The organism is Bartonella sp. AR 15-3 (assembly GCF_002022445.1).
GTDB lineage: Bacteria > Pseudomonadota > Alphaproteobacteria > Rhizobiales > Rhizobiaceae > Bartonella.
Genome location: NZ_MUYE01000001.1, coordinates 1,582,197 through 1,594,942 on the forward strand (window position 1 = coordinate 1,582,197; position 12,746 = coordinate 1,594,942).

Sequence of the window (12,746 nt, forward strand, 5' to 3'; positions counted from 1 at the left end):
CTTAGATGATAAGGAGTAAAAGAAAGATATCAAAATACCATATTGATTTTTTTTATTTATAAATTAATTTAAAGTTTTTAATAACGTTCCATTTAATTTTTAAAATTAGGAAGAACAAGTGATATGGCGCTTTTTTTTGTTAGGTGGGTGTATATTTTTATTAGGAAGTTGTTCTACAAAACCTCCTGTACATATTAATAATGCTTGTGCTATTCTAGCTCAAAAAAATAGTTTTTTTAATAATTGGAGAAAGGCAGCTAAAAGTGCGGAATTACTTCACGGAATTCCTATGCCTATTATTCTTGCAACTATTCATGTAGAATCAGGTTTTCGTCATAATGCACGTCCTCCACGTACAAAACTTTTCGGTTTTATTCCATGGAAGCGTCGTTCGACGGCTTATGGTTATTCTCAAGCGATTGATAGCACATGGTATAATTATGTTCGTTCTACAGGAAAAATTTTTGCGTGGCGTACCAATTTTGCGGATACAGCAGATTTTATTGCTTGGTATCATCGCCAAAGTGTTCGACGTAATAACATTAGTCCAAATGATGCATATAATCTCTATTTAAATTACCATATGGGACATGGTGCTTATGCACGTCATCAGGGCCCTTCGTCTGCTGATACTGCAAAAAAAGCACAACACGTAGAAGCGCTGTCTAGACTTTATAATCAGCAATTAAAAGCATGCGGACGGCGCTAAAAGCTTTATGAGATTCTTTTTATCAAGCCTATTTGATTGTTGAGAGTGTGGATATGAATTGCTTCTAATCCCTATTTCTAAGTTTTAGAATAATATTTTTTGCGGTGTTTGCTGATATAAATATATAGCACAATTTTACCAAATTTAAGCCTGTTTTTTAGGAATTATTTAGGCTTTTTAACCAGTCTATTGAAGTGTCACGATTTGTAGTTCATGCTCATTAGCACCTGCAAGGGCTATAGAACGTTCATCAGATAAAATAATTGGGTGACCTGTTTCTCCGAAGAGAGCCCATATTGTAATGCCTGGGATCATGGGGGAAGATCCGGAAAATTTTTGGCTAGATCATCTGTACAAACTTCTTTTAGATAAGCAATTTGTCGCGCATCAGAAAAGACCGTATTTTGTAACGGTAAGATTTGTTTACGCTCTTTCATGATATTGATCCTTTATAGCATTACCTTCTATTACTTTGATTACTATTGGTGTTGGTTTTAATTGCGATTGTTAAAGATTAATAGATAAAAGACAATTTTTCAACTCAGCATTTGTTATATGGATTACTCTTAGCGAAAAGAAGATATATTGAAATTGAACTAAAGACCATAGTATAACATAAATACTGATATTTTTAATTCTTTTCGTGTTTCACTGAATGATCAGTTGATTGTCTTTCATTGAGGTTACTGATCTTAAATTTAATCACAGGCAAAAGACATGTATACAATTTTTAACTGCTTTAATGAAAACAATCAACTTTATGAATATATTGTAATGTTTTTTGATTATCTCAAATTTAAAAAGAAAGAAATATAATATATATCATTTTGGTAATTTTACAAAGCAACCATTTAGCGAAATTAAACGAAAACTTCGAAAAAGAAGATCTAACAGAGTATAAAGCTAACAGAGTATAAAGTGATTAAATCATTAAAGGTGTACAAAGATACCAAGGATACCAAGGTAATTTATGGAATGGATGAAATTGCAGAAATATTTCGTCGTTTTTCCATTCAGCGTCCTACACCTAAGAGTGATCTTAGTTATACCAATGTTTTCACTCTTTTGGTTGCGGTTGTTCTTTCTGCCCAAACTACGGATGCTAGCGTTAACAAAGTTACAAAAAAATTGTTTAGCCTTGCTGATCGACCAGAAAAAATGATTATATTAGGAAAAGAAGGAATTGCACATCATATCCGTGCGATTGGTCTTTGGCGTGCAAAAGCGCATAATATTTATGCACTTTGTTGTCGTTTGATTGATCAATATGGTGGACAAGTTCCTGATAGTCGTGAAGAACTTATGACGCTCCCTGGTGTAGGACGTAAAACTGCTAATGTTATTTTGAATATTGCTTTTGGACAGCCTACTATGGCAGTGGATACACATATTTTTCGTCTTGGAAATCGTCTTGGTTTCGCATCAGGAAAAACACCGGAAGAAGTCGAAGAAAAATTAGTAAAAATTATTCCAGATTGTTATCTACAGTGTGCACATCATTGGCTTATTTTACATGGACGTTATATTTGTAAAGCGCGTAAAGTAGAATGCGTACAGTGTATCATTGCAGATCTTTGCAAAGCAACAATCAAAACGAATGCAATTCCAGCACCTTTAGTTGAAGTTAAAGGCAATGGGGCTCCAATTTTTTTTTAACACGGACTTGCTATTTTATGTATACTGGCTTATGAAAATGTAATGAGAACTGCCCGGCAGGGCATGCCGTGGCTGTTCAAATGTTTACTCGAGCTTTGGTCAGCTTGATCGAATTTAAACGTATAACGTATGGAGTAAAGAAATGCCCAAAATGAAGACAAAATCATCTGCTAAAAAGCGTTTCAAAGTCACTGCAACAGGTAAAATTAAAGCCGCTGCTGCAGGTAAACGGCATGGTATGATTAAACGTTCTAATAAGTTTATTCGTGATGCACGTGGAATGATGGTGTTGGCTGAATCAGATGCTAAAAAAGTTATTCAGTGTTATTTACCAAATGGCCTTTGAGCTTTGCTTTGATTTTGTAGGAGATTATTCATGGCACGTGTAAAAAGAGGTGTTATAGCTCATGCTAAGCACAAGAAAGTTCTCAAACAGGCTGAAGGTTTTTATGGTCGTCGTAAAAATACTATTCGTGCAGCTAAAGCAGCGGTTGATCGTTCGAAGCAATATGCTTATCGTGATCGTAAAAACAGAAAGCGTACTTTTCGTGCTTTATGGATTCAAAGAATTAATGCTGCTGTTCGTATAGAGGGTTTGACTTATGGGCGTTTTATTGATGGTCTATCAAAGGCTGGTATTAAGATAGATCGTAAGATTCTCTCTGATATAGCTATTTATGATCCGGCAGTATTCACTGCTTTGGTGGCTTCTGCAAAGAAAGCTTTAGAATATTTGAAAGATACAACACCCAATGCTTTTGAAAGCGCTGTCAAGTAGCCAGCTACGTTCTCTTTAGGCATTCATTATTCGGGATTCCGCGCTGGTTATTACCGGTGCGGTTTTTTTATTGAAGAAATAGGCAGAAATTATGAATAATAACGATATTGAGCATTTGGAACAAGAAATTTGTTTTGCTTTGAAAACAGCGAATGATGAACAAGCACTTGAGGCGGTGCGTATTGGGGCATTGGGGAAGAAGGGAAGCATTTCTGAAAAATTAAAAGCATTAGGCAAGATGAATGCTGATGAGCGGCGTGAAGTAGGTCCAGTACTTAACGCGTTAAAAAAACGCGTTTTAGAGTTATGGATGCAGAGGCGTGATGCTCTCAAGCATCAAGAAATGACCATACGCCTGTCTAGCGAAACCGTTGATGTAACTTTACCTGTTCGTTCATCACCCATAGAGCGGGGTCGTATTCATCCTATCTCGCAGGTGATTGATGAAATCGTAGCTATTTATATGGATATGGGTTTTTCTATTGCAGAAGGGCCAGATATTGAAACGGATTATTATAATTTTACTGCGTTAAATTTTCCTGAAGGTCATCCAGCGCGTGAAATGCATGATACTTTCTTTTTTGATGTTGATGAAATAGGAAATCGAAAACTGTTACGCACACATACATCACCGGTGCAAATTCGTGTGATGGAAAAGAAACAAGCTCCAATACGTATCATTATTCCTGGAAAAACTTATCGTATGGATTCTGATGCAACTCATTCACCAATGTTTCATCAGGTGGAAGGATTAGTAATTGATAAAGTTTCTAATATTGCACATATGATGTGGCTTCATGAAACTTTTTGTAAATCTTTTTTTGAAGTACCTTCGGTAAAGATGCGTTTTCGTCCTTCTTTCTTTCCTTTTACTGAGCCTTCTATGGAAGTGGATATTCAGTGTGATCGTTCTGGTTTGGAAGTAAAATTTGGTGAAGGTCGTGATTGGTTAGAAATTTTAGGATGTGGAATGGTACATCCTCATGTTTTAAAGAATGTTGGTTTTGACCCTGATGAATATCAAGGCTTTGCATGGGGAATGGGCATTGATCGTATTGCTATGTTAAAATATGGCATGCCTGATTTGCGAGCTTTTTTTGATGCTGATGTTCGTTGGTTAAATCATTACGGTTTTCGCTGTTTTGACATCTCTCTTTTATTTTCTGGTTTGAACAATGTGTGATCTTATAACAGTTGTCGTATGAGGTTTGAAAATGAAATTTACGTTGTCTTGGTTAAAGGATCACTTAGAAACAAATGCGTCTTTGGATGAAATTTGTGATAAACTGACAGCTATTGGCCTTGAAGTTGATCGTGTTGAAGATCGTTCTTGTTTAACTGGTTTTGTAATTGCAAAAATTTTAACCGCTATTAAACATCCTGATGCGGATAAATTACAGGTTTTGTCAGTAGATATAGGATCTGGTCCGCATATTCAAGTTGTATGTGGTGCATCGAATGCACGTCCTGGACTTGTTGGTGTTCTTGCGTTGCCGGGTACTTATGTTCCTGGGCTTGATGTGACTTTATCTGTAGGAAAAATTCGTGGTATTGAAAGTTTTGGTATGATGTGCTCACAAACAGAGCTTGGCTTATCCAATGAGGATTGTGGGATTATTGAACTTTCAAAAGATGCACCCATTGGAATGTCATTTATAACTTATGCAGGATTAGATGATCCAGTGATTGATATTGGTTTAACGCCTAATCGTTCTGATTGTACAGGTGTTAGAGGAATTGCGCGTGATTTAGCTGCAACTGGAATTGGAAAATTAAAAAAATTATCTTTGCCACAATTATCTTCTTCTTTTGAAACGTTAGTTCAAGTTTCTTTGGGTTATCCGCAAGACTTATCATTATGCCTAGGTTTTTCTTGGTGTGAAGTTCGCAATATACAAAATGGTATGTCGCCACAATGGATGCAACAGCGTTTAAATGCTATTGGTTTGCGATCAATGAATGTGCTGGTTGATGTAACAAATTATATTAGTTTTGATCTTGGTCGTCCCCTTCATGCTTTTGATGCGGATAAGCTGAAAGGGGCATTGGTCGTACGTCGTGGTCGTGAGGGTGAACAATTTCAAGCATTAAATGGTAAAGTTTACAGTTTAAGTTTTGAAAATTGTGTTATTGCAGATGAAGAAGGTGTTATTGCTATTGCTGGTATTATGGGTGGAGAAAGAACCAGCTGTGATGAAAAGACACGTCGTGTTATTATTGAATCAGCGCTTTGGGATTCAAAGAATATTGCGCAAACTGGGCGTTCATTGGGACTTATTAGTGATGCACGTTACAGGTTTGAGCGAGGTGTTGATCCGGCTTTTATGGAATCGGGTCTTGAGATTGCCATAGAATTAGTTTTGCGTCTTTGTGGTGGGGAAGCATCAACGACACAAGTCATAGGATATAAAAAGCCAGAAATCAAAGAGATCGTTTTTCCATTTTCGGAAATTAAACGTTTAACCAATTTGGAGATAGAACCAGAGCAAGCTTTTACTCTTTTGATACAGCTTGGGTTTGTCATTGAAGGAAAAGGGAATGTGGTTACGGTTAAAGTACCAACCTGGCGTCCTGATATTGTTGGTAAGGCTGATTTAGTAGAAGAAATTATGCGGATTTATGGATTAGATAAGATCCAGCCTATACCGTTGGAAAATTTTGCTGAGATTAAGCAAAAAACGTTTACATTTTTGCAGATTTGTTCATACGCTGCTCGTAGGATTTTAGCGTATCGAGGTATGATGGAAGCTGTAACTTGGTCATTTATTTCTGAAAAGCAAGCACTAGCTTTTGGGGATGGTCAGGAACAGCTTAAATTAGTGAATCCTATTGCTTATGATATGTCGGTAATGCGTCCTTCTCTTTTGCCTGGTTTGCTTGTTGCTGCACAGCGAAATATTGAGCGTGGTTTTTTAGATTTGGCTTTGTTTGAAGTCTCCAATGTTTATCGAGGTGACATACCTGATAAGCAACAGAATGTTGCTAGTGGTATTCGTTGTGGTACGGAAAAATTTGAAGGAGCTGGGCGCTTTTGGACTGGAAATGCAAAGGCAGTGGATGTTTTTGATGCTAAAGCGGATGCATTTGCTGTTTTAGAAGCATGTGGTATGGATAGTAGTAAAGTGCAAATTGAAGTTGGAGCAGCTAATTGGTATCATCCTGGTTGTTCAGGTGTTATTAAACTTGGACCGAAGGTTATTCTTGGCTTTTTTGGTATTTTTCATCCTAGTACTCTGGAAAAGTTAGGTGTAAGTGGTCCTATATGCGGTTTTGAAATTTTCCTTGATCGCATTCCAGAAACCAAAAAAAAAGCCACTAAGATCCGCCCTCCTTTAAATTTATCATCTTTTCAAATGGTGCGACGTGATTTCGCATTTGTTGTTGATAAAGAAGTTACATCTTCTCTTATTATTCGTGCTGCGAGTGGAGTGGATAAAAAATTTATTTATTCAGTACAGGTTTTTGATCTTTTTGAAGATCCAAGTCTTGGTCAAGATAAGAAATCTGTTGCAATTGAAGTTACTATCCAGCCTATTGAACGGACTTTGACTGACGAGGATCTTAAAAAACTATCTTTAAAAATAATTGAGAATGTCACTAAAAAAACCGGTGCGTATTTGCGTTATTAATTATTATATAAAGCTAGTTTTTGTTTTCTTGGATATGGAAATATTTCAATATATCCTTTCTTAAAGATAACTAGAAAAGTCGTTATTTTAAAATTATTGCAAAGTTAGGAATTAACTGTTATGTGTATATGATAATGCAAATCATTCGCAATAGAGAGAAAGTCAATGCAACTGAGAGCGTTTTTTATCACGTGTTTTTTGGGTATAATTCTTTTCATTCCCGGTACAGTTTTGAGTGCTGGTAAATTTAAAGCTGTCACAACTTTCACTATCATTGCTGATATGGCTCGTAACGTTGCTGGTGATGTTGCCGATGTTGAATCAATTACCAAACCAGGTGCTGAAATTCATGAATATCAGCCTACACCACGCGATCTTATGCGTGCTCAAGGAGCTAATCTTATCTTATGGAATGGTTTGGGGTTAGAGCTTTGGTTTGAAAAATTTTTTCAAAATCTCAAAGATGTTCCAAGTGCAATCGTTTCAGAAGGTATTGTGACTATTAAAATTGGAGAGGGGCCTTTTAGTGGTAAACCGAATCCTCATGCGTGGATGTCGCCAATCGCGGCCTTGATTTATGTTGATAATATTCGTGATGCTTTTGTAAAATATGATCCTGAAAATGCAGCTATTTATAATAAAAATGCTGAAGTTTATAAACAAAAGATTCGTTTGAGCATTGATCCAATTAAAGCTGAGTTGCAAGCAATACCAGAAGATAAACGCTGGCTTGTAACAAGTGAAGGTGCATTTAGTTATTTAGCTCGTGATTTCGGTTTGAAAGAGCTTTATTTGTGGCCTATTAATGCTGACCAGCAAGGGACACCACAGCAGATTAAGCATATCATCGATATGGTTCGGAAATATAATATTCCAGTTGTTTTTTCTGAAAGCACTGTTTCTGCTGCACCTGCTAAGCAGGTGGCAAAGGAAACAGGTGCTAAATATGGGGGTGTTCTTTATGTAGATTCACTAAGTGATAAAGATGGTGAGGTTCCTACTTATATTGATTTATTACGTATTACAAGTGCCCGTATTACTAAAGCTTTGTCAGATGAGGTAAAGGGGCAATGATTGAATGTGGAATATCTGCCCAAGATGTAACTGTGACTTATTGTAATGGTCATACAGCTTTGCGAGAAGCGAGTTTTGAAAGTCCTGTAGGTTCTATTTCTGCATTGATTGGGATTAACGGATCAGGAAAGTCTACATTATTTAAAGCTATTATGGGATTTGTAAAAATTTCAAAGGGTAAAATTTGCATTTTGGGTTTATCAGTTAAAAAGGCTTTAAAACAAAACCTTATTGCATATGTTCCTCAAAATGAGGATATTGATTGGAATTTTCCTGTTCTCGTTGAAGATGTTGTTTTGATGGGACGGTATGGCCATATGAATTTTTTTCGTTATGCTCGAGCACAAGATCATGAAGCTGTTCGTGCTGCATTAGAGCGCGTCGATATGTTGCCGTTTGCTAAACGCCAGATTGGTGAACTGTCTGGTGGCCAAAAAAAACGCGTTTTTTTAGCACGTGCTCTTGCACAGAAAGCAAAAGTTATTTTACTAGATGAGCCCTTTACAGGAATTGATGTCAAGACAGAGGATAAAATTATCGCTTTGTTGCAAGATCTGCGTCAAGAAGGCGCTGTCATATTAGTTTCTACTCACAATTTAAATTCCGTTGCTGAATTTTGTGATCGTACGATTTTAATCAAGGGAACGGTTGTCGCTTCTGGATTAACAGAAGTGGTGTTTAAACAAAAAAATCTTGAACAAATTTTTGGTGGTTCTCTACGTTATCATTATGTTGATTCTCAATGTGCAAAAAAAAAATGATGTTTGTACACATGATGATGAGGTTGTATTTCATGATTGCAATCAAAAACTGGAGCATATTTTATGATTGGTTGGTTGCTTGAGCCTTTTACCTACCAATATATGATTAATGCAATGTGGGTTTCGGGGTTGATTGGCTGTGTTTGTGCCTTTCTCTCTGCTTTTTTAATGTTAAAAGGTTGGTCATTGATTGGTGATGCTCTTTCCCATTCGATTGTGCCTGGAGTTGCTGGGGCTTATCTTTTGGGATTACCTTTTTCATTTGGAGCATTTTTCTCTGGCGGGCTTGCTGCTGCGGCAATGTTGTTTTTAAATTATAAAACAAAACTAAAAGAAGATACAATCATTGGTTTAATTTTTTCTTTCTTTTTTGCCTTTGGATTATTTCTGAAATCGCTGAGGCCAATGTCTGTTAATATTGATACGATTGTTCTGGGAAATATTTTAGCAGTTAGTTCATCAGATATTATGCAGTTAGCTTGTATTGGTTTTGTTACCCTTTTTATATTGTGTATGAAATGGAAAGATTTATTGGTTTTTTTATTTGATGAGAGTTATGCGCATGCTATTGGATTAAATGTTACGCTATTAAAAATTCTCTTTTTTACACTTCTTGCTGCTTGTACTGTTGCAGCTATGCAGACAGTAGGAGCTTTTTTAGTGATTTGTCTTGTGATTACACCGGGAGCAACGGCTTATCTTTTAAGTGATCGTTTTGTAAATCTTTTAATTATTGCAGTTATGATTGGAACCCTTACAAGTATCTTGGGTGTCTATATGAGTTATTTTTTGAATGCACAAACCGGTGGTGTTGTTGTGCTTTTTCAAACGTTTTTATTTATAGTCGCCTTTATTTTTGCTCCTAAATATGGTTACATTGCTACACGCTTACGTGTGAGAGCGGCAAAAAGGTGGGGTGGATATGATTGATCAATTGCTGCTTCCTTTTCAGTTCTCTTTTATGATTAAAGGTATGATCATTACCATTATTTTGACTGTTCCAATGGCTTTGCTTTCTTGTTTTCTTATTTTAAAGGGATGGGGCCTTTTAGGAGATGCAATTTCTCACGCAGTTTTTCCTGGGGTAGTTGTTGGCTATATGGCGACCCCATGGGTGATGACATTTTTGTCTTCTATGCCGTTTCTTTGGTTTCATGATGTACGTCCTGCTAATGTCACAATGACTTTGATTGCTTGTGGTGCTTTTTTAGCAGGTATGATTTGTGCCATTGTAACGGGTTTCTTAGGGAATAACAGTCGTATTAAACAGGATACTGTTATGGGTGTTGTTTTTTCATCTATGTTTGGTTTAGGGCTTGTTTTAGCAACAGCAATATATAGCGATTTGGATTTAAATCATATTTTATTTGGTAATCTTTTAGGCGTTAATTGGCTTGATATTACGCAAACAACAATAATTTCTGTTATTGTTACAACAATTTTGGGTATAAAATGGCGTGATTTTATGTTGTACATTTTTGATTCAATTCAAGGACGTGCAATAGGATTACAAATATCGGTGCTCCATTATACTTTTTTAACAATGATTTCTCTGACAATTGTTTCTGCTTTGCAGGCAGTTGGAATTATCTTAGTTATTTCTCTGTTAATCGCACCAGGTGCTATTGCTTATCTTATCACTAAGCATTTTTTTTCTATGCTGTTAATTGCTGTATTTATTGCAGTATGTTCGAGTTTTTTTGGAATTTATCTTAGCTTATTTATTGGTTCTGATTCTGCGGCTACAATTGTATTAATTTTAACACTCATTTTTATTGTTATTTTTATATCAACTTCCTTTCGTGAGAATACAGTTCAAGAAATGTAATGGAGCTCACGCATAGCAGCTATGCATTTTTGTATATTGTTTCTAGTGTGTGTTTTCATTAAATAAGGGGAAGCTAGATCATTTTCCTCCTAATGTCTAGTGAATGAGTGCAGTATTCCTCCTCCCAACACTGCATTCGTAATTATAAGGCTGCATTGATTTATCATGCAGCCTTTTCATTTTGGAATTCTCTAAAAGAATTAATTTTTATTGTTTGAAAACTTTAAAATTGTCATCATATTGTATAGATTATTCTTGGTTTTTGAAAACAATTACTACTGAGAATGTATTGATTGATTTATTGTGTAGAAAGATGATGATGTATTAAATTTTCATAGTAAAAATATTTTGCACAATAGTATCTAAGCAAGAAAAAACAGCGACAAATAATGAATGAAAGATTTTAAGATATCTCGTCCTCTCCGTATTTGCTATTCTATATTAGGATGGGTAATGATTGTATTAGGTTTTATCGGTATCATTCTACCTATTATGCCTACAGTGCCCTTTTTATTAGTTGCTTCATGGTGTTTTTCTCGTTCATCACCACGTTTTCACCACTGGTTGTGTAATCACAAAATTTTTGGTTCTCCTATTAAACAATGGGAGGAAAAAAAGGCTATTCCACTATCTATCAAGATTTTTGCAGTGATAAGTATGCTGGGTGGTTTTTTATCGTTTTTGGTGATCATCCACCCAGATTTATGGCTTATTTTATTAGTTGCGGTTATTTTATTGTTGATTGCTCTTTATATTATAACGCGTCCATCTTCTTAAATTCTTAAATATGACTGAAATGAAAAATTTTACTAATAAGAAGTGTTTTTCTTTGACTTATTTTATAAAAGTTCAGTATTTATGAATATCAAAGAGGTACTTCACTTTATAAGATTTTTCAAAATATTTTATTGGTTAAGTTTGCTGTTCAGAAGTTATTTTTATACAAATGAGTTAATGGTTAAATTTTTACGGGCTTAGCAATGCGTTGTTCATTCCCAAAAAAATTTAAGTAACGTTGTATTTCTTTTGGATCGCCAATAGCTTTTTCGGGATTATCCGAAAGTTTTACAGCTGGTCGGCCATTAGCGTGGGTGACTTTACAAACAAGAGAAATGGCTTCAAGATTTGGAATATTTTTAGGCGCACAATTTTCAAAATCATTAGTAAGATTAGTTCCCCATCCAAAGTACATACGGACTTTGCCATGAAAGTGGTGGTAAGTTTTTTCAATCGTGTCTATATCTAAAGCATCAGAAAAAATTAATAATTTTTCACGTGGGTTTTTTCCTTTTTCTTGCCACCATTTGATGATTCGCTCACCTCCTTCGATAGGTGGAGCACTGTCAGGCCTGAAACCTGTCCAGTCTGCTACCCATTCTGGAGCATTTCGTAAAAAAGCTTCTGTGCCAAAAGCATCAGGCAAAACAATTAAAAGGTTCCCACCATAATAACGATTCCAATCTTGTAAGACTTTATAAGACGCTTTACGTAGATCATCGTCATTATTGGTAAGGGCAGAAATAACCATTGGTAATTCATGCGCATTGGTACCAAGAGCTTCTAAATCTGTATCCATGGCTAGAAGGACATTAGAAGTACCTGTAAAAGAATTACCAATTCCTTCTTTTAAAGCTTCAACACACCAGCGTTGCCATAAGAATGAGTGCCGACGTCTAGTCCCAAAGTCAGATATTTTAATATCGGGCAGTTTTTTTAATCGTTCAATTTTGCTCCACATTTTTGCTTTGGCACGAGCATAAAGCACATCAAGTGCAAAAAGACCAAGATTTTTCATAGCAGCACGTGAACGTAATTCACTAATGATAGCAAGAGCAGGAATTTCCCACATAGAACTATAAGCCCATGGTCCATCAAAACGGAGAATATATTGACCATCTTTGCGGATTAATTCATATTCTGGAAGCTGAAATTTCTCAAGCCACTGTAGAAAATCTGGTTCAAAAATTCGTTTACGTCCATAAAATGTGTTACCAGCAAGCCAAATCATTTCTTTTTTGCTAAAGCGCAAGCTAAGGGCATGATCAAGTTGAGCACGCAACTCACTTTCATCAATATCATTGGCAAGGCGAATTGTTTTTGTGCGGTTTATGAGAGAGAAAGTAGCTTTGACATCTGGATACAATCCCCAGATCATCTGCACCATAAGAAGTTTATAAAAATCCGTATCAAGAAGAGAACGGATGATTGGATCAAGTTTCCACGTATGATTATAGACACGTCTAGCAATATCTGTGCAATTCATGACCTTTGCTCTTATTCGTGGAGTAAAATTTAAAACTGTTATGCATTC

11 protein-coding genes and 2 pseudogenes are annotated in these 12,746 nt (G+C 35.9%); 11 read left to right on the forward strand and 2 right to left on the reverse strand.

Annotated elements, in window-relative coordinates; genetic code table 11:
• Window positions 1–121 precede the first annotated feature (121 nt).
• Window positions 122–709 (forward strand): hypothetical protein, encoded by a 588-nt coding sequence (locus BAR153v2_RS07035; RefSeq protein ID WP_078680985.1) that lies wholly within the window; start codon window positions 122–124, stop codon window positions 707–709.
• Window positions 710–895: 186 nt separating this feature from the next.
• On the opposite strand, the pseudogene BAR153v2_RS07040 reads toward BAR153v2_RS07035, so the two are convergent.
• Window positions 896–1,146: pseudogene (locus tag BAR153v2_RS07040) on the reverse strand (DUF1150 family protein).
• A gap of 538 nt (window positions 1,147–1,684) precedes the next feature.
• On the opposite strand from BAR153v2_RS07040, the gene nth reads away from it, so the two are divergent.
• The 10 genes and pseudogenes from nth to BAR153v2_RS07090 all read left to right on the forward strand — a co-directional run bounded on the left by nth (window position 1,685) and on the right by BAR153v2_RS07090 (window position 11,212).
• Window positions 1,685–2,365, forward strand: coding sequence for an endonuclease III (gene nth / locus BAR153v2_RS07045; protein ID WP_078680874.1), 681 nt, complete (start codon window positions 1,685–1,687; stop codon window positions 2,363–2,365).
• 142 nt (window positions 2,366–2,507) lie between these two features.
• Entirely contained in the window at window positions 2,508–2,711 is a 204-nt protein-coding gene (gene rpmI, locus BAR153v2_RS07050; protein ID WP_078680875.1) for a 50S ribosomal protein L35, read from the forward strand.
• Between the two features lie 30 nt (window positions 2,712–2,741).
• The gene (gene rplT / locus BAR153v2_RS07055; RefSeq protein WP_078680876.1) at window positions 2,742–3,143 is read left to right on the forward strand and encodes a 50S ribosomal protein L20; all 402 of its coding nucleotides are present in this window, start codon (window positions 2,742–2,744) and stop codon (window positions 3,141–3,143) included.
• Window positions 3,144–3,234: 91 nt separating this feature from the next.
• On the forward strand, window positions 3,235–4,326 hold the full coding sequence (pheS, locus tag BAR153v2_RS07060; RefSeq protein ID WP_078680877.1) for a phenylalanine--tRNA ligase subunit alpha: 1,092 nt from the start codon (window positions 3,235–3,237) through the stop codon (window positions 4,324–4,326).
• A 31-nt stretch (window positions 4,327–4,357) separates the two neighbouring features.
• The gene (gene pheT, locus BAR153v2_RS07065; RefSeq protein WP_078680878.1) at window positions 4,358–6,772 is read left to right on the forward strand and encodes a phenylalanine--tRNA ligase subunit beta; all 2,415 of its coding nucleotides are present in this window, start codon (window positions 4,358–4,360) and stop codon (window positions 6,770–6,772) included.
• 165 nt (window positions 6,773–6,937) lie between these two features.
• Complete coding sequence (locus BAR153v2_RS07070) at window positions 6,938–7,846, forward strand: metal ABC transporter substrate-binding protein (RefSeq protein WP_078680879.1); 909 nt, start codon at window positions 6,938–6,940, stop codon at window positions 7,844–7,846.
• Window positions 7,843–8,674 (forward strand): annotated as a pseudogene (locus tag BAR153v2_RS07075) (manganese/iron ABC transporter ATP-binding protein). Before BAR153v2_RS07070 ends, BAR153v2_RS07075 begins: the two are co-directional and overlap by 4 nt.
• Window positions 8,671–9,537: a metal ABC transporter permease gene (locus BAR153v2_RS07080; RefSeq protein WP_078680880.1), complete on the forward strand. Its 867-nt coding sequence runs from the start codon at window positions 8,671–8,673 to the stop codon at window positions 9,535–9,537. Before BAR153v2_RS07075 ends, BAR153v2_RS07080 begins: the two are co-directional and overlap by 4 nt.
• Window positions 9,530–10,435, forward strand: a complete 906-nt coding sequence (locus BAR153v2_RS07085; RefSeq protein ID WP_078680881.1) for a metal ABC transporter permease — start codon at window positions 9,530–9,532, stop codon at window positions 10,433–10,435. The genes BAR153v2_RS07080 and BAR153v2_RS07085 overlap by 8 nt, the downstream gene beginning before the upstream one ends.
• A gap of 393 nt (window positions 10,436–10,828) precedes the next feature.
• On the forward strand, window positions 10,829–11,212 hold the full coding sequence (locus BAR153v2_RS07090) for a YbaN family protein (protein WP_078680882.1): 384 nt from the start codon (window positions 10,829–10,831) through the stop codon (window positions 11,210–11,212).
• 181 nt (window positions 11,213–11,393) lie between these two features.
• Here the strand turns inward: BAR153v2_RS07090 and pncB are convergent, their stop codons facing one another.
• Entirely contained in the window at window positions 11,394–12,698 is a 1,305-nt protein-coding gene (pncB, locus tag BAR153v2_RS07095; protein WP_078680883.1) for a nicotinate phosphoribosyltransferase, read from the reverse strand.
• Window positions 12,699–12,746 lie beyond the last annotated feature (48 nt).

Excerpts from the sequence above, each read along its gene's own strand:
- nth (WP_078680874.1), top strand. The coding sequence starts at position 1,685 with ATGGATGAAATTGCAGAAATATTTCGTCGTTTTTCCATTCAGCGTCCT.
- rpmI (WP_078680875.1), top strand. The coding sequence starts at position 2,508 with ATGCCCAAAATGAAGACAAAATCATCTGCTAAAAAGCGTTTCAAAGTC.
- rplT (WP_078680876.1), top strand. The coding sequence starts at position 2,742 with ATGGCACGTGTAAAAAGAGGTGTTATAGCTCATGCTAAGCACAAGAAA.
- pheS (WP_078680877.1), top strand. The coding sequence starts at position 3,235 with ATGAATAATAACGATATTGAGCATTTGGAACAAGAAATTTGTTTTGCT.
- pheT (WP_078680878.1), top strand. The coding sequence starts at position 4,358 with ATGAAATTTACGTTGTCTTGGTTAAAGGATCACTTAGAAACAAATGCG.
- BAR153v2_RS07070 (WP_078680879.1), top strand. The coding sequence starts at position 6,938 with ATGCAACTGAGAGCGTTTTTTATCACGTGTTTTTTGGGTATAATTCTT.
- BAR153v2_RS07080 (WP_078680880.1), top strand. The coding sequence starts at position 8,671 with ATGATTGGTTGGTTGCTTGAGCCTTTTACCTACCAATATATGATTAAT.
- BAR153v2_RS07085 (WP_078680881.1), top strand. The coding sequence starts at position 9,530 with ATGATTGATCAATTGCTGCTTCCTTTTCAGTTCTCTTTTATGATTAAA.
- BAR153v2_RS07090 (WP_078680882.1), top strand. The coding sequence starts at position 10,829 with ATGAAAGATTTTAAGATATCTCGTCCTCTCCGTATTTGCTATTCTATA.
- pncB (WP_078680883.1), bottom strand. The coding sequence starts at position 12,698 with ATGAATTGCACAGATATTGCTAGACGTGTCTATAATCATACGTGGAAA.